At 71.7% G+C, this 17,168-nt stretch carries 13 protein-coding genes; 2 read left to right on the top strand and 11 right to left on the bottom strand.

The annotated features are described in order from the left end of the window. Positions 1-339 precede the first annotated feature (339 nt). A complete protein-coding gene (locus ABZ532_RS12565) occupies positions 340-1,347 on the bottom strand; it encodes a stage II sporulation protein M (protein WP_361281666.1) in 1,008 nt (335 codons plus the stop codon). A gap of 113 nt (positions 1,348-1,460) precedes the next feature. Between ABZ532_RS12565 and ABZ532_RS12560 the strand changes: the two genes are divergently transcribed. Beyond that, on the top strand, positions 1,461-2,396 hold the full coding sequence (locus tag ABZ532_RS12560) for an RDD family protein (RefSeq protein WP_361281663.1): 936 nt from the start codon (positions 1,461-1,463) through the stop codon (positions 2,394-2,396). Positions 2,397-2,406: 10 nt separating this feature from the next. On the opposite strand, the gene ABZ532_RS12555 is transcribed toward ABZ532_RS12560, so the two are convergent. The 8 genes from ABZ532_RS12555 to ABZ532_RS12520 all read right to left on the bottom strand — a co-directional run bounded on the left by ABZ532_RS12555 (position 2,407) and on the right by ABZ532_RS12520 (position 11,000). Continuing rightward, positions 2,407-3,030 carry a hypothetical protein gene (locus ABZ532_RS12555; protein WP_361281661.1) on the bottom strand — a complete coding sequence of 208 codons (624 nt, stop codon included), beginning with the start codon at positions 3,028-3,030 and terminating at the stop codon, positions 2,407-2,409. A 120-nt stretch (positions 3,031-3,150) separates the two neighbouring features. Beyond that, complete coding sequence (ahcY, locus tag ABZ532_RS12550) at positions 3,151-4,608, bottom strand: adenosylhomocysteinase (protein WP_361281659.1); 1,458 nt, start codon at positions 4,606-4,608, stop codon at positions 3,151-3,153. Between the two features lie 356 nt (positions 4,609-4,964). Then, the gene (locus ABZ532_RS12545) at positions 4,965-5,942 is read right to left on the bottom strand and encodes a cation diffusion facilitator family transporter (protein WP_361281657.1); all 978 of its coding nucleotides are present in this window, start codon (positions 5,940-5,942) and stop codon (positions 4,965-4,967) included. A 144-nt stretch (positions 5,943-6,086) separates the two neighbouring features. After that, entirely contained in the window at positions 6,087-7,238 is a 1,152-nt protein-coding gene (manA, locus tag ABZ532_RS12540) for a mannose-6-phosphate isomerase, class I (RefSeq protein WP_361281655.1), read from the bottom strand. A 197-nt stretch (positions 7,239-7,435) separates the two neighbouring features. Beyond that, positions 7,436-8,575, bottom strand: a complete 1,140-nt coding sequence (locus tag ABZ532_RS12535) for an SIS domain-containing protein (RefSeq protein WP_361281653.1) — start codon at positions 8,573-8,575, stop codon at positions 7,436-7,438. A 103-nt stretch (positions 8,576-8,678) separates the two neighbouring features. Then, positions 8,679-8,861 (bottom strand): Trm112 family protein, encoded by a 183-nt coding sequence (locus ABZ532_RS12530; protein WP_361281650.1) that lies wholly within the window; start codon positions 8,859-8,861, stop codon positions 8,679-8,681. Between the two features lie 194 nt (positions 8,862-9,055). Beyond that, a complete protein-coding gene (locus ABZ532_RS12525) occupies positions 9,056-10,432 on the bottom strand; it encodes a phosphomannomutase/phosphoglucomutase (protein WP_361281647.1) in 1,377 nt (458 codons plus the stop codon). A 190-nt stretch (positions 10,433-10,622) separates the two neighbouring features. Continuing rightward, positions 10,623-11,000: a DUF3499 domain-containing protein gene (locus tag ABZ532_RS12520; protein WP_361281645.1), complete on the bottom strand. Its 378-nt coding sequence runs from the start codon at positions 10,998-11,000 to the stop codon at positions 10,623-10,625. 389 nt (positions 11,001-11,389) lie between these two features. On the opposite strand from ABZ532_RS12520, the gene ABZ532_RS12515 reads away from it, so the two are divergent. Continuing rightward, on the top strand, positions 11,390-11,827 hold the full coding sequence (locus tag ABZ532_RS12515) for a metallopeptidase family protein (RefSeq protein WP_361281719.1): 438 nt from the start codon (positions 11,390-11,392) through the stop codon (positions 11,825-11,827). Positions 11,828-11,887: 60 nt separating this feature from the next. On the opposite strand, the gene ABZ532_RS12510 is transcribed toward ABZ532_RS12515, so the two are convergent. Next, positions 11,888-13,450, bottom strand: coding sequence for a DUF5719 family protein (locus ABZ532_RS12510; RefSeq protein WP_361281643.1), 1,563 nt, complete (start codon positions 13,448-13,450; stop codon positions 11,888-11,890). Further along, positions 13,447-17,166, bottom strand: coding sequence for a glycosyltransferase (locus ABZ532_RS12505; protein ID WP_361281640.1), 3,720 nt, complete (start codon positions 17,164-17,166; stop codon positions 13,447-13,449). Before ABZ532_RS12505 ends, ABZ532_RS12510 begins: the two co-directional genes overlap by 4 nt. Positions 17,167-17,168: the final 2 nt, after the last annotated feature.

Below are 17,168 nucleotides of genomic sequence, written 5' to 3'. Positions count from 1 at the left end.
CTTCGTGTTTCCAACCCTACCAGATTCATTTTCCGTTCCGTTCCCGGTTCGGATTCTGTTTCCAGTGGCCGTTGGAGGGCCTTTGCCTTTCGGCGGTTTCGACTTTATCAGAGTCTTTTCGGCCGACCTAATCGGCCGAACGTTGCGATCCGCATAAAGAATCGAATGGCTCCGACGGGAATCACGTCCCCATCAAGAGCGAGAGAGATGTTACTGGTGACACCCGGAGGGACGTGTCCTCTCCGAGGCAACCGTTAAAATCTACCTCCCCAGTCGAGCCGTGTCAACGACTTTCTTGGGCGAAGAGGAGATTAGCAGCTCAGGGGACCGGAGCGCACATCAGGCGGCGGTGGGGAGCTCGGCGCTCCGCTCCCAGTCGTCGATGTCGCCGGCCTGACCCGCGCGGGCGGCGCGGCCGCCCAGGACGTAGACGTACGCGAGGAAGGCCAGCTCGGCGAGGACGCCGATGGCGATGCGGGCCCAGGTGGGCAGGCCGGAGGGGGTGACGAAGCCTTCGATCAGACCGGACACGAAGAGCACGAGGGCGAGACCCATGGCCATGCCGAGTGCGGCGCGGCCCTGCTGGGCGAGGGCTTCCCGGCGGGGGCGGGGGCCCGGGTCGATGAGGGTCCAGCCGAGTTGGAGTCCGGTGCCGGCGGCGACGAACACCGCCGTGAGTTCGAGCAGGCCGTGTGGCAGGACCAGACCGAGGAATGTGTCGAGGCGGCCTGCGGAGGACATCAGGCCGATCCCGACACCGAGGTTGGCCATGTTGAGGAAGAGGATCCAGACGACCGGCAGGCACAGGAAGGCTCCGAGCACCAGGCACATGGCGGCGGCCTGTGCGTTGTTCGTCCAGACCTGGGCGGCGAAGGACGCCGCGGGGTGGCTTGAGTAGTACGTCTCGTACTCGCCACCGGGTCGGGTGAGCTGTCGCAGTTCCTCGGGAGCGGCGATGGCCGACTGGACCTCGGGGTGGGTCCCGATCCACCAGCCGATGATCGCCGCGAGGAGGGTGGAGAGCACGGCGGTGGGGATCCACCAGTGGCGAGAGCGGTACATCGCAGCAGGGAAGCCCGCCGTCAGGAAGCGGGCCGCGTCGCGCCAGGACGCGCGTCGGGTACCGGTGACGGTGGCTCGCGCCCGGGCGACGAGCTGGGTGAGGCGTCCCGTGACCGTCGGGTCGGGGGCGGTGGACTGGATGAGCGAGAGATGGGTGGCGGTGCGCTGGTAGAGAGCCACCAGTTCATCGGCCTCGGCTCCGGTGAGCCCACGTCCCTTCCGGAGCAGCTGGTCCAGTCGGTCCCACTCCGCCCGGTGGGTCATCACGAAGACGTCGAGATCCATGATCGGCTGCTGCTCCCGTTGCGGTATCAACTCCTGCGGCGCTCTTCCGGTCAGCTTGGCAGACTGGCGTACTAGGCGTGCCGAAGGGCCAGGGCAGAGAAGAGGGTGGGCCTGTGAGCGGGGTAGTGACGGGGGACGCGGTCGTACTGGGGCTTCGGCCGGCGAAGCTGCCCAGCCGGGCGCTGGCGCTCGCGATCGATCTCGTCGTCGTGTGGGCGGCCTATCTGTTCATATCCATAGCCCTGGCGATCGCGACGGCCTCGCTCGACGAGGCCGCGGTCATGGCCGTGTCGATCGCGGCCTTCCTACTGGTGCTGGTGGGGGCGCCGATCGCGGTGGAGACGCTGAGCCATGGGCGTTCGCTGGGCAAGCTGGCCTGCGGACTGAGGGTTGTGCGGGACGACGGCGGGCCCATCCGGTTCCGCCACGCTCTGGTCCGGGGTGCGATGGGCGTGGTGGAGATTCTGATGACCTTCGGGGTCGTCGCCTGTATCGCGTCCCTGGTATCGGCTCGTGGGCGGCGGATCGGGGATGTGTTCGCGGGGACGCTGGTCGTCCGGGAGCGGGTGCCCACGGCGCATGCCGTCGCCGTGCCGGTCGCACCGCCGTGGCTGGCGGGGCGGTTCGCCGAGCTGGATCTCTCCGGAGTGCCGGACGATCTCTGGCTGGCCGTGCGTCAGTATCTGACCCGGATGCGTCAGCTCGATGCCGAGGTGAGCCGTTCCCTGGCGGAGCGGCTGGCCGCTGATCTGGCTGCCAGGACCGGGACGCCGGCTCCGGTGGGGGTGCCCGCTCCGCAGTATCTGGCGGCGGTGGTGGGTGAACGCCAGTCCCGGGATGCGCGGAGGGCTCAGGCCTCGGCGGTGGGGGCTTCGGCGTTTACCGGTGGCACTGGTCCTGCGCTGCCTGGTCCTGCGCTGCCTGGTGTTCCGGCCCGGTCCGCGGGCTCGGCCTCTTCCGCCCGGCCTGCTCCTCCTGCGCCTTCGGCCGATTCGGCTGAGACGTCCGCGGCGCCGCCTCCCGCGACTGGATTCGCGCCACCCGCCTGAGGCACCCGGGTCAGGAGAGCTCAGGGAAAGAGGAGGGCGGGGTCTCGAGGTCCTCGAGCTCGATGCCGGGGGCTGCCAGAACGACGTCGCCGGCGATATGGACGGTGTGCTGCTCGCCCGTGTCCAGGGCGCTGACCTGGTACTCGTCCACTGTCAGGAGGCCGCTGTCAGTGGCGTGCGCTTCACTCTTCACCAGGGCCCAGGACTGGTCGACCGTGCGGGGGGCGAGCACCGGGTCCGTGAAGGCGACGAGACGGACACGGGTCGTGGGGGCACCGGGCGTGAGGCGGAGCAGCCGGGAGGTCGCGACCAGAAAGGCGGGCGACATGCCGGTGAAGGCGTGGGCGCGGACATTGCCCTCGGTGGCGTGGGTGCCGGTGGGGTCGGTGCGGACCCAGGTCACTCCGTCGAGGGCGGCGCCTCGGACCTGCCAGCTGGCGGCGTTGAGTTCGAGGCGAATAGGGCGCCCGAGTTCGTCGAGGGTGAGGTCGACGGAGCCCGCGTGCTCTCCGGAAGGGGAGGTCAGCTGGGAGACATAGCGCCAGCCGGAGGGGCCGGGGGCGCAGTGGAAGTGCTCATCACCGAGAGGGGTGTGATCGTGCGGATCGTGGAGCGAATAGCGGCCGCGGGGCATGGGGGTGCGTGAGTCCTCCGGGTGCAGGGCAGGCCCCCGGCACGGGGGTGCGGGGGCCTGCCTGGTGCCTTGCTACCGGATGGTGGTCAGCGGCTGGTCGGAGACCGGGCCGCGGACGGATCAGTAGCGGTAGTGGTCGGGCTTGTACGGACCCTCGACCTTGACGCCGATGTACTCGGCCTGCTCCGGGCGCAGCGTCGTCAGCCTGACGCCGAGGGAGTCGAGGTGGAGGCGGGCGACCTTCTCGTCGAGGTGCTTGGGCAGCACGTAGACGTCGGTCGGGTACGCCTCGGGCTTGGTGAAGAGCTCGATCTGGGCCAGGGTCTGGTCGGCGAACGAGTTCGACATGACGAAGGACGGGTGGCCTGTCGCGTTGCCGAGGTTCAGCAGACGGCCCTCGGAGAGGACGATCAGGACCTTGCCGTCGGAGAAGGTCCAGGTGTGCACCTGGGGCTTGACCTCGTCCTTGACGACACCGGGGATCTTGGCGAGGCCGGCCATGTCGATCTCGTTGTCGAAGTGGCCGATGTTGCCCACGATCGCCTGGTGCTTCATCTTGGCCATGTCCGTGGCCATGATGATGTCCTTGTTGCCGGTCGTGGTGATGAAGATGTCGGCGGTCTCGACGACGTCGTCGAGGGTGGCGACCTGGTAGCCGTCCATGGCTGCCTGGAGGGCGCAGATCGGGTCGATCTCGGTGATGATGACCCGGGCGCCCTGGCCGCGCAGGGACTCGGCACAGCCCTTGCCGACGTCGCCGTAGCCGCAGACGACGGCGGTCTTGCCGCCGATGAGGACGTCGGTGGCGCGGTTGATGCCGTCGATGAGGGAGTGGCGGCAGCCGTACTTGTTGTCGAACTTCGACTTGGTGACGGCGTCGTTCACGTTGATCGCCGGGAAGAGCAGGGTGCCCGCGGCCATCATCTCGTAGAGGCGGTGGACGCCGGTCGTGGTCTCCTCGGTGACACCGCGGATCTCGGACGCGAGCTGCGTCCACTTCTGCGGGGACTCGGCGAGGGTGCGGTTCAGCAGCCGCAGGATGTGGCCGTACTCCTCGCTGTCCGCGGTGGACGGGTCCGGGGCCTCGCCGGCCTTCTCGAACTCGACGCCCTTGTGCACCAGGAGCGTGGCGTCACCGCCGTCGTCCAGGATCATGTTCGGGCCACCGGTGGGAGTGTTCGGCCAGGTCAGGGCCTGCTCCGTGCACCACCAGTACTCCTCGAGCGTCTCGCCCTTCCAGGCGAAGACCGGGACGCCCCGGGGGTTGTCGACCGTGCCGTCGGGGCCGACGGCGATGGCCGCGGCGGCGTGGTCCTGGGTGGAGAAGATGTTGCAGGACGCCCAGCGCACCTCAGCACCGAGGGCGACGAGGGTCTCGATGAGCACGGCGGTCTGCACGGTCATGTGCAGCGAACCGGTGATACGGGCTCCGGCCAGCGGCTGCGAAGCGGCGTACTCCTTGCGGATGGACATCAGGCCGGGCATCTCGTGCTCGGCCAGGGTGATCTCCTTGCGGCCGAAGACGGCGAGGGAGAGGTCGGCGACCTTGAAGTCCTGGCCTGCGGCGAGGGTCGTCATTGCGAGCTGCTCCTCAGAGTGGTCGAGGGATGGTTGGGCTCGTTCAGGGCTGGCTGACGGCTGCGGGGTCGGCGGCGGACCGGGCGTACGTGTACACGAACACACGCGTGCCCGGACGCGCGCAGACGCCCGCAGCGCAGTCCGTCGGAGGCCCTCTCTCCCTCGGCCGGTTCGCAATATGGACCGACCGACCGCCATCAGCAGCGACGTCTGGCTCTGGTCACGAATCTACACCGCTCGACTCGGCGCGCCACAGCCCGTCCGTGGGCCTGTCCCGGGCGTCACCGGTGGTTCAGGCCGCTGCCGGGCGGTGTTCGGGCGGGGTCCGGCCGATGTCAGGGGCGTGTCGGCGGGTGTCAGTGGTCGAGCTCGGGGCCCGGGCCGCCTGGGGATTTGGCCGGATCGGGCCCCGCCGCCGCGGCGGTCTCGCTGTAGATGTCGGGCTCCACATAGATGACCCGGGCGATCGGCACGGCGGTGCGGATGCGGTCCTCGGCGGCGTTGATCGCCTCCGCGATCTGGGCTGCCGTGTCGTCGTGCCGGACGGCGACCTTGGTCGCCACCAGCAGTTCCTCAGGTCCGAGGTGGAGGGTGCGCATATGGATGATGCGGGTGACCGTCCTGCCGTCGACGAGCGCGGCCTTGATCTTCTCGACGTCCTCGGCGCCGGCCGCCTCGCCGAGGAGCAGCGACTTGGTCTCGGCGGCCAGCACCAGGGCGATCACGATCAGCAGGACGCCGATGCAGACGGTGCCGATGCCGTCCCAGACGCCGTTGCCCGTGAGGATCGCCAGGCCGACACCGCCGAGTGCGAGGATCAGACCGACCAGCGCGCCCAGGTCCTCGAGGAGGACGACGGGCAGCTCGGGCGCCTTGGCGTGGCGGATGAACTCCTTCCAGGAGCGGTTGCCGCGAGGGCCGTTGGACTCCTTGATGGCGGTGCGGAAGGAGAAGCTCTCGGCGATGATCGCGAAGACGAGCACGCCGATCGGCCAGTACCAGTCCTTGACCGCGTGCGGGTGCATGATCTTCTCGTAGCCCTCGTAGATGGCGAACATGCCGCCGACCGAGAAGAGCACGATCGAGACCAGGAAGGCGTAGACGTACCGCTCGCGGCCGTAGCCGAAGGGGTGCTGGGGGGTGGCCTCGCGGCGGGCCTTCCTGCCGCCGAGGAGCAGCAGGCCCTGGTTGCCCGAGTCGGCCACCGAGTGGACGCTCTCGGCCAGCATCGACGAGGAGCCGCTGAAGAGGAACGCCACGAACTTGGCTACCGCGATGGCGAGGTTCGCGGCGAGTGCCGCGACGATCGCCCTTGTTCCGCCTGACGCGCTCATGAGTGCGGGGTGTCCTTCCTCGAAGCCGAAGCCCGTGATGTCCCTGTGCCGCCTGCCTCTGTGTCCCTGTGTGACGGACACGCCCCTCGAAGCGGGACCACGGCACGGCGGGCCATTGTTGCAGCCGCCGGGGCGGGTGTGATCTCAGGCCGCCACCGTGGCACGGAAGACGGTGCCGGTATCGGACAGTTCGACCTTTTCGCCGGCCGGTACGAAGACCGACTCGCCGGGGGCGAGGCTGAGCTCGCCGGCCTTGGGCCGCCCGGCCGTCGCCAGGAGGATCTGCGGGGTGTGGGTGGTGATGTCGGTGGGCGCCGCCCCCTGCGCGCGTACGAAGCGGGACAGCCGGAACTCGTCGGTCGGGATGTCGTAGACCTCCTCGCCCGAGGGGGAGGCCTCCGGGCGCAGTACGGCGACGTCGCGCGGCTCGAAGCGGACGACACGCAGCAGTTCGGGCACATCCACGTGCTTGGGGGTCAGTCCGCAGCGCAGCACGTTGTCGGAGTTGGCCATGATCTCGACGCCGAGTCCGGAGAGGTACGCGTGCGGTACGCCGGCGCCGAGATACATGGCCTCGCCCGGCTGGAGCACGACGTGGTTGAGGAGCATGGCTGCGATGACGCCCGGGTCCCCGGGGAAGTGGTGGGCGAGCGTGACGAACGGGGCGTACGGCCCGCCGATGCGCGCCCCCGCGGCTGCGGCGTCATGGACGGTGCGGGCGATCTCCTCGCGCTCGGCGCTGAGCACGGCGGTGAGGACCTCGCGGAGTGCGGCGTCTTCGGGATGGGCGTGCAGGAGGTCGACGTACGGCTTGAGTGTGTCGACCTCGAGGCCCGCCATGAGGTCGGCGGCCTCGTCCGGCGAGCGGAATCCGCAGAAACCGTCGAAGGGGGTGAGGGCGCAGATCAGCTCGGGCTTGTGGTTGTCGTCCTTGTAGTTGCGGTGCGGGGCGTCCATGGGCACGCCGGCGCGCTCCTCGGCGGCGAAGCCTTCCTGGGCCTGGGCCGGATCCGGGTGCACCTGGAGAGAGAGCGGGCTGCCGGCCGCGAGCAGCTTGAACAGGAACGGGAGGCGGGGGCCGAACCTGGCGGTGGTGGCTGCGCCGAGTTCCCGTACGGGATCGGCGGCGATGACCTCGTTGAGGGGCCCGCGGTCGGTGCCGGAGGGGGCTCCGGGGTGCGCGCCCATCCACAGCTCGGCCTGGGGCTCGCCGGTGGGTGCGAGGCCGAGGAGCCCGGGGATGAGCGTCGCCGACCCCCAGGCATGGGGGCGCACGGTGTTGGTGAGACGGTCCATGAACGGGGATCCTCGGCTTGATAAGTGGCTGGAATATGGCTGGAGGGTGGCAGCTCCGTGGTGGATGAGGCCAGACCACGTGTACCGGTCCGCGTGCCGCGTGGGGTCAGCGGATGCGTCCGCGTACCGGCACGGTGCCCGTGGGATACCGGTGCGGGTACGGGCGCCAAGCGTGGCGGCCGGGGCTGCGCGTCGGCTCAGCCGCCGGCCCCCGCGCTCGTCGTGAGCGCCAGATAACCGGCGGCGAAGTCCGTGACGGCGAGCAGCTCCGCGAGGGTCTCCAGCTCGCTGCCCTCCTCGGGCTCCAGCTCGCTGATCGCCGTGTCATGACTGAGCGCCAGCTCGCGGGCGGCGGGTGCGGCGGTGAGCGCCCCGTCGACCCGGTCGCGCAGCAGCAGGACACGGGCGCGCAGGGCCTGGGGTTCCTCGACCCGGTCACGGAAGAAGTCGTCGGGATCCGCCCCGGCCGCGAGGCCTCCGGCGAGGAGGATGCCGTGTGCCGGAAGGGCCTCGGGGAGTTCGGCGGCGAGCGCGGGCAGCCCGGCGAGCTCGGCGATAACGGCGGCGAAGCGGCGGCCGACCGGCCCGGCGGTGCCCTCCGTCCAGATCAGCGGAAGGGTGTCGGCGAGCTCGGCCGCGAGCGTCTTGGCGGGATTGCTGTACGTGGCGATGGCGGGCCCGCAGCGCTCGGCCATGCGGTCGAGCCGGTCCGCGACGCTCTCGAGCGTGTCGGGTGGCGCCGCGATCAGGCCCACCCGGTCGAGCAGCGCGAGCAGCGGTGTGAACAGCGCCCAGAACGCGCCGGGGCTCGCCGCCGCCTGGGTCTCGTCGTACAGCTCGTACGGCGCGTTCGCCATCGGCACCACCAGACCGTGCACACCGTTGACCGCCTCGGAGAGCGGGGAGCGCTGCGGGGCGACGGCGACGACGGTGCAGCCGCGGCGGTAGGCCTGCTCGGCGAGCAGGGCGAGACCGGGCTCGGCGCCGTCCGTGGTGGCGATGAGCAGCAGATCGACGGAGCCCGCCCAGCCGGGCAGCGCCCAGCGCAGCGCCCCGGCCGCGGGGGCGACGCCGGTGGGATGCAGCCGGGCGACCGGGGCCGATGCCCCGGCGAGCGCGGCGACGAGGTCGGCCACGCCGGTGGCTGCGGTGCCGGGGCCCGCGATGAGGACGGCCCTCGGGCGGCCCTCGGGGGTCAGCTCGGCGATCCCGGCCTCGGCGGCGTGCCGGGCGGCGGTGCGTACCCGCGCGCCTGCCTCCGCGGCGCCGCGGAGCAGTTCGCGGCGATCGGCGCGGGCGAGGGCTTCCGGGGCGTCGAGGAGTGACTCGTCGAGCATGGTGGTGGGCCTCCGATTCGCCGTACGGGTGCGGGGGCGGGCTCTGCGCGGCGGACGCAGCGTTACGCGACGTTATATGATATTACGTTGCGTGAGCCAGCGTTTACGCGGGGCGGCGGGCCTCGTCGACGAGCAGGACGGGGATTCCGTCACGTACGGGGTACGCCAGGCCGCAGTCCTTGCCGGTGCAGATCAGCTCGGGCGTGTCGGCTGCCGATTCGTCGCTGAGCGGCGCGTGGCAGGCCGGGCAGGCGAGGATCTCCAGAAGACCGGCTTCGAGCGGCATGAGGGCGTCCCTTCGAACATGCGGTATAGGCCACGTCAGCCTACCGCCGGGAGGCGGGTGGCGCGGCTCGGCAGGGGGTGGTCGGACGTCTGTCCGCCCCGACACGTCACAACACCGCCGCCCGGCGGACGCGGATCACCGCATCCGCCGGGCGGCGGCTCTCGCACAAGGCCGTCAGGGCCCGGGTAGGCCGGTCAGGACCCGCGTACCAGTCCCAGCACCTCGTCGCGTACCGCCGCCATCGTCGACTCGTCGCGTGCCTCGACGTTCAGCCGCAGCAGCGGCTCGGTGTTCGAGGGGCGGAGGTTGAACCACCAGTCGCCGGTCGAGACCGTGAGGCCGTCGAGCGTGTCGACGGTGACGCCTTCCCGGCCGGCGAACGCCTCGCGTACCAGGGCGGTGCGGGCGGCCTGGTCGGCGACCGTGGAGTTGATCTCGCCGGAGCCGCGGTAGCGGTCGAACCGGGCCACCAGGGAGGACAGGGGGCCGTCCTGGCTGCCGAGCGCGGCGAGGACGTGGAGGGCGGCGAGCATGCCCGTGTCGGCGTTCCAGAAGTCGCGGAAGTAGTAGTGCGCGGAGTGCTCACCGCCGAAGATCGCGCCGCTGCGGGCCATCTCCTCCTTGATGAAGGAGTGTCCGACCCGGGTGCGGACGGGCGAGCCGCCGTGCTCACGGACGACCTCCGGCACCGACCACGACGTGATCAGGTTGTGGATCACGGTGCCACCGGGGTGCTTGTCGAGCTCGCGGGCGGCGACCAACGCGGTGATCGCCGACGGCGACACGGGCTCGCCCCGCTCGTCGACGACGAAGCAGCGGTCGGCGTCGCCGTCGAAGGCGAGGCCGATGTCGGCACCCACGGCGCGCACCCGGTCCTGGAGGTCCACGATGTTCTTCGGGTCCAGCGGGTTGGCCTCGTGGTTGGGGAAGGTGCCGTCGAGCTCGAAGTACATCGGTACGAGGTCGACCGGCAGCGCGGCGAACACGGTCGGAACCGTGTGGCCGCCCATGCCGTTGCCCGCGTCCACCACGACCTTCAGCGGGCGGATGGCGGACAGGTCCACCAGGGAGAGGAGGTACGCCGCGTAGTCCTCGAGCGTGTCGCGCTCGCTGATGGTGCCGGGCGTCGCGGCGGCGGCCGGGGCTCCGTCGGCGATCCAGCCCTCGACGAGGGCGCGGATCTCGGACAGGCCCGTGTCCTGTCCCACCGGCGCCGCCCCGGCCCGGCACATCTTGATGCCGTTGTACTGCGCGGGGTTGTGCGACGCCGTGAACATGGCGCCCGGGAGCCCGAAGTGGCCGGACGCGAAGTACAGCTGATCGGTCGAGCAGAGGCCGATCAGCGTCACATCGGCGCCACGGTTCGACGCCCCCCGCGCGAAGGCGCCGGAGAGGCCGGGCGACGACGGGCGCATGTCATGGCCCACGACGATCGCGTCCGCCCCTGTCACCTGTACGAACGCGGCGCCGAACAGTTCGGCCAGCGACTCGTCCCACTGGTCGGGCACCACCCCGCGGACGTCGTACGCCTTCACGATCTGCGACAGATCAGCAGCAGCAGAAGCAGCCACGGCCCAACCTTCCTGAAGTCTCTGCGGTCACCTCAAACTACCCGTAGAAGAGGGGTACGTAGCGGAACACACAGATGGTGCCAAGGAAGCCGAAGGAGGGGCACAGACGACCCGCCGTCGTCGGACGGGCTCTCATCCCGGGAGCCGGGCTCAGGAGTCGGGCCGGGGAGCCGGTCCCGGAAGATCGGGCTCAGGAGTCCGGTGACCGAAGCACCCGCAGATGGCCCCGCCGCGCGACCTCCATGGGGTCGCGGCGTACGCCACCGCCTCCGCCCGCCTGCGCGGCCCGCTCCTGGGGGCGGGCAGCCTCACGGACCGCGTTGGCCAGGGCTTCGAGATCGTCGCCACTGGGCCGGGCCGGGGCCGATCCGTCGGAGAGCCGTACGACCTCCCAGCCGCGGGGCGCGGTGAGGCGTTCGCTGTGCTCGGCGCACAGGTCGTAGCAGTGGGGCTCGGCGTAGGTGGCGAGCGGGCCGAGGACCGCGGTCGAGTCGGCATAGACGTACGTCAGTGTCGCGACGGCAGGGCGGCCGCACGCAGTGCGCGAACAGCGACGTACAGGGCTCACGACGTTGGACGGTACCGCACTCTTGAGCGGGCCGCGACGACTCTCCGCCCGGTCACTCCACCGTGTCGTGCTGTGACAACCGGCACAGACGTCTTCAGAGCGGCCATTCTGACCTGCGGGGGAGCGAGCACGGCCGCGCGGGTGCCCTATGCGATCCGGTCACCGTTCCATACATTTCGCGTCAATCACGGCGGGATGCGCGGTCGCGGGGAGGTAGGGAATCGAGCCCAAGCTTGGCCGGAATGCTCAATAAGCGACACCCGAAATCAACGCCTCAACCGACACATCGGGCGGCCCGTCAGACACCCGTCCCCCGGTGGAAGCGACATGCCGCACGCCGGACCGACGGCCCGGTGCCCGGGCACTCGGAGAGCTACCCTGCGTCAGTGATGGACAGTCCCGTACCGCCCCGCCCGACCGAGCCCAGGGAGCCGCGGCCACGCCGCCGTGACCGCCACGGCCGCGGTATGCGCGGGCCTGTCGCGCCACCGCAGGTGCCGCTCTCCGCGAGCAGGTCGGAGACCTTCCGCGATCTCGTGCGGGATTCGGTCGAACGGCTGGAGCGCCGCTGGCCCCAGCTCACCGATGTGGAGTTCCTGGTCCTGGAGGTGCCTGAGTCACCCGACGAGACCGTGCCGCTCGGCAGCTCCCTGCCGGCCGGCAAGGGGCAGCCCGCCCGGATCATCGTCTACCGGCGGCCCGTCGAGATCCGTACGAAGAACCGCGACGAGCGCGCGCTGCTCGTCCATGAGGTCGTCGTGGAACAGGTCGCGGACCTGCTGGGGCTCTCGCCCGAGTCCGTCGACCCCCGCTACGGCCAGGAGTGACGTCCCAGTCGTCGGGCCCTGTCGGGGGCGGTCTTCCCCGTTCCGGACAAGGGCCCGTGCTCAGTCGTCCAGGACGGACAGGTCCTGCTCCGCCGCCGGGACCTGCACGGTGCCACGGTCGTCGGGAAGGGTCTGGATCGTGAACATCTCGATCCCGCCCTGCGGCAGCATCAGGGTGCGGGCCGCGTGGACCGGGCCGCCCGACTGGGGTTCTACGGTCAGGGCGTACCCGCCCTTGAGCCCCGCCGGCACCGGTGGGGTGACCGCGAGCGTCGTACCGGCCTTCACCGTGTAGGTCTGGACGGCCTGCCGGCCCCCCGCGGTACCGGCCGAGGCCGTGACCTTGACCTTGACGGTGGCGGTCGGCGCCGTCAGCGACAGCACCGAGCCCTTGGCGCGGTTGTCGGCCGCCGTGGCGCGCCCCGTCACGGGTGCCGTCGCCGGGATGAAGGCGATCTCCTGCTTGGCGCCCTTGCCGCGCGTGACCTGGAGCGCGGCGACCACGGGGGTCGCCTTGCCGTTCTCCGAAGGGCTGAGCAGCAGCGAACCGGGCTCTCCCTTGGTGACGTCCTTCAGATCGAGGGACGCGGTCATGCCCGACTTCACCCGCAGGCCCTCGGCCCCGGCCGGGGTGATCGTGCCGGACGAGGTCGCGAGACGCAGTTTCAGGTCGGCGTCGGCGTCGCCCGGCGCGAAGGCCACGAGGCGTACGGAGGTGGCGTCCTTGGGAATTCCCGGGAGCACCAGCGTGCTGGACGGGTCGGCTGATGCGGGCATCCAGTCGCTGCCCGTCTCGTCGCCCGCACCCCGCACCACGGCACCCACGCGTCCGGTCCTGGTGGTGACGTGCACGGTCACGTCCTCCGCCTTGTCGGCCGTCAGGGTCGGCAGCAGCACGGGGACACTGGCCCCGGCCGGTACCGGAATGCCGTCGGTGAGCTGGGACTTGAGGGCGCCGTCCTTGCCGTAGAGCTCGATGTCGGCGACGGCCGCGGTGTCGTCGGGGTTGGTGAGGTGCACATAGTCCTGCCGGTCCTTGGCAAGGCTGGCACCGGGGAACCAGAAGTCGGTGTCGGGCGCGGTGCAGCTCACGCCGAGCACTCCGCGTCCGCTGCCCGCGGGGACCGTGGTGGTCTGCTGGGTGGTCCAGCCCGGGGCGAGGCGCCCGGTCGCGGTGCCGACCAGGGCCGGCGAGTCGCTGCCGGACTCCTTGGCGCCGACCGGCTTGCCGGGGTCCTTGAGAGCGAGGACGGGCTTCTCGGCCTTGCCGGGAGTGGGCTGCTTCGCGCCCTTCTTGGCGTCCGTCTTCTTGCCACCCGCCTGCGTGGTGTCCTGCTTGGCGTCCTTCAGAGTCGACACGGAGGGCTTCAGCGCTGCCGTGGACTGTGCGTCCGTGTCGCCCGCGGCGCCGGCCGGGGTGAACGACGTGTACGCCGTCTCCGCGACGTCCGAGGTGCTCGGCGCCGGGCACAGCAGGCTCGAGCGCTCGACCGGCAGCCGGGCGGACGTCTGCGCCGCGGCCGCCGCCGCACCGCCGCTGTCGGGCGCGGTGAGCGCGGCCAGCCCGGTGGCTGCGGCGAGAGCGGTGACGGCCGCGCAGAGGGAGAGGGTCGTGCGGTTCACTGGTTGCTGCTCCCGTCGGGACGCTGCTCGGTCTCATAGCCGTAGGGGTCGTACGGAGCGTTCCGGTACGGGTCGTGCTGGTGCTGCCCGTACTGCTGGTCCGGTGCGTACCCCTGCCCGTACGGGTCGTGCGGGTACGCGTCCTGGTGGACGGGCGCGTACGGGTCGTACGGGTGGGTCGGCTGCTGCTGTCCGCCGGCGTAGCTGTGCGGGTCGGTGTATCCGTACGTCTGCTCGTCGTACGGGTACGGCGAGCCGCCGTCCGTGCCGCCGTTCCCGTCGGCGTCCTGCCGCTGCTGCGGCACCGCCGCATAGGGCTCGGCCCCGGCCTCCGTCGTCGCCTCCCCTGCCTCGGCTTCCGCGGCTGCCTGCGCCCGCAGCCTGCGTGCCCGGCGTCCCTCGCCCTCGACGGGCTGGGCGGGCACCGCGACCTCTTCTTCCGGCAGGTCGTCATCGATCTCGCGCCGCCTGCCCGGCAGGGCGAGCACCACCAGCACGAGGGCGAGCGCGCCCTGGGTCCAGATCCAGGCGGTGTGCGCGGCGGGCTCCTCGTACACGAGGTCGAGACGGCCGCCGTCGGCGGGGAGTTCGAAGCCCTGGGCCCAGCCGTCGACCGTCGTCCTCGGCAGAGCACGGCCGTCGAGGGTGGCCTGCCAGCCCTCGTCGGCGCGGTCCGCGATACGCAGCACCCGGCCCGAAGCGCCCTTGGGGATCTCGGTGTGGGCCTCGACGGGCCCGGCGGCCACGGGGACGGGCTCTGTCTGCTCCGCGGCGCCGCTCACGATGACGGCGCGGGCGATCTGGCGGTCCACCCGCCACAGCGCGCTCCCGTCGAGCTGGCTGAGGCGGTACAGACCGGGGGTGGAGTCCAGGACGCGGCTGAACTGACGCGGTGCGCCGTCCCGTACGAGCACGTACCGGATCGCGAATCCGCTGAGCTGACTCGTCTGGTCGGCACCGGAGCCGGCGACAAGCCGGGCGACGATCTTGTCGAGCCGGGTGTCGCTCCCGCCCGCCTCGGTCAGCTCCGCGTCGCCGAGCCGCGCGCCCGAGCCGCGGACCAGGCTGTAGGACACCTTGTCGGGCGCGCTGCCGCCGAGCACGAGGGTGCGCGACTGGTCGCGTGTGTCGCTCTCCTCGGCGACGAACGCGGGCACCTGCACCGGATCGCGCCGCTCCAGCGGCCCTGCGGCCCCGCTGACCATCCAGTTGGCGGCGGCGAGCAGCGGGGCCACGCCCGCGGCGAGGGCGATGAGGGCGGCGGTGGGCTGGCGCCAGCCGAAGGACTGGGCGGTGACGCGTTCGCGTACGCCCTCGGCCCCCATCACGGCGGCGGCGAGCAGGGCGATGCCGTAGAGGAGGGTGGCCGGGCCCGCCCAGCCGGAGCTGTTGGCGAACACGGCGAAGACCAGGCCGACGAGGGCGACGGCCCAGGCGGTGCGGATGGCGTGCCGCCGCTCTTCACGGAGCAGGGCGGCCAGCGCGGCGAGCACGATGCCGATCAGCACCAGGCCGCCGAGGGTCTTCGGGCCGCCCGGGCTGATGCCGAGCAGATCGAGCGCTCCGGCCGAGCCGGACCCGGTGTCCAGGCCCGCCTCGCGGAAGAAGCCGGAGGGACCGGTCAGCAGGGACAGCGACCAGGGGGCGAGAACCAGCAGCGGGGTGCCGATGGCGGCGAGGGTGCGCAGGGCGTACGCAGTGAGGTTGGCCCGTCGCAGCACGAGGGCGGCGATGCCGAGCACGAGGGCGACCGGCCAGACGATCGGGGTGAAGGCCATCGCGAGGGTCAGCAGCAGGGCGTAGGCCCAGGTGGCGCGCCAGCTGCCGAGGCCGCGTTCCGCACCGCCGCTGTGACCGGCGCCGCCGAATCCGTACGCCGCGAGCGCCGCACGGGCGATCAGAGGCAGGACCACCACGAGCACGGCGGTGCCGAGCCGGCCGGTGGCCAGTGCGCCGGTCGCCGCGGGCAGGAAGGCGTAGGCGACCGCGGCCCAGGCGCGCAGCAGCCGCGACTCGACGAGCGGCCGGGAGGCGAAGTACGCCGTCACTCCGGCGAGCGGCACCGAGCAGACCAGCAGGAGGGTGAGTGCGAGGCCGGTGGAGCCGAGCAGCAGCCCGGACAGCATGGAAAGGATCGCCAGGTACGGGGGTGCCGTCTGGGTGCCCCCCGTGCCGAGCGGGTGCCATGCGTCGGCGTAGCGACCCCAGAGCTCCGGCACCGTCTCCGGGGCCGGGAGGAGCGCGCCGCCCGCGAGTGCCCCGCTGGTGAGGAGTCCGCGGCAGGCGACGAGCGAGACGAGCAGCAGCAGCGCGAAGAGCACCGGTCCCGGCTTGCGCGCGATCCGCTTGAGCCGGGCGAACTGCTCGATCTCCAGGAAGTCGGCGTCGTCGCCGCCGGGGCCTGACTCCACGACGCCGTGCCGTGATCCCGAAGAGGCGGATGAGTCGGAGGCGCGGCCCGCGCCGAGGCTGCTCGCGATCTGTTCGGCGGTCGCGCGGACGGTGGCACCGGGCGGCGGGAACAGCGGCCTGAGGTCGGCCGGGTGGACCGCGGGCTTTCGGCGCCTGCGCCGGGCGGCGAAGATCCGCCCGGGGCGGAGCAGGGTGCCGAGGAGGCCCATCACCTCGTCGACGGCCTGGCCGGGGGCCTTGCCGACGAGATAGGCGAGGGTGCGCATGAGGGTGCCGACGATGAGCCGGATCAGCACGAAGGGGAGGGCACGGCCCCGGGCGTTGGCGAGCAGGGTGTAGACGGCGCCCGCCTTGTCGACGCGGTGGGGGGATGCGCCCTGGCGCGCGAAGGGGATCGAGGGGCTCGAGGAGTTCGAGGAGCGGCCGTCCTTCGACTGCCTCGAGAAGGACCGGCCGGCGCAGTCGACGGTCCGGCGCTCGCGCGCGGCGGCCTCCGCATGGCGCAGGACGGCGCCGGGGGCGACCAGGACCCGATGGCCCGCAGCATGGGCGCGCCAGCACAGGTCGACGTCGTCGCGCATGAGGGGCAGTCGGCGGTCGAAGCCGCCGAGCTCCTCCCAGACGTCCCGGCGAATGAGCATGCCGGCGGAGGACACTGACAGGACGGTGCGGACCTGGTCGTGCTGGCCCTGGTCCTGCTCGCGGCGGTCGAGCCCGGTCCAGCGCCGGCCGCTGTTGGCGATCGAGACTCCGGCTTCGAGCAGTTGCTTGCGGTCGTACCAGCCGCGCAGCTTGGGGCCGATGATCGCCGCGTAGGCGTCGGAGTCGGCGACGCGCAGCAGTTCGGCGAGGGCGTCGGGGGCGGGGGCGCAGTCGTCGTGGAGCAGCCAGAGCCACTGGACCGGTTCGCCGTGCGGCAGTTCCGGCATGTCGTACGCGTCGTCGCGCCAGGTCCTGGTGACCGGGTCCCAACCGCTGGGCCGCTTCAGGTAGGGCAGATCGTCCGGAGTGAGCACGCCGGCCGTGCGGACGGCCTCCTCCACTGCCGCGCCGAAGCCCGAGCGGCGCGCGAGGTTCAGCACCCGACCGGCGCCGAGCGCTTCGGTGAGCAGCCGTGCGGAGTCGTCGCCGCTGCCGGTGTCGGCCGCGACGACGTTCTGTACGGGGCGTTCCTGGCCGAGCAGTCCGGTGAGGGCGTCCGGCAGCCAGCGGGCACCGTCGTGCGAGACGAGGACGGCCGTGACGACGTGCCGTGGGAACTCAGGCGTGGTGGCGGGAACACGCTCGGGTGGGGTGGCGGACATCG

The organism is Streptomyces sp. NPDC019396 (genome assembly GCF_040632375.1).
Lineage (GTDB): Bacteria > Actinomycetota > Actinomycetes > Streptomycetales > Streptomycetaceae > Streptomyces.
This window is presented reverse-complemented; position numbering and strand designations above follow the sequence as displayed.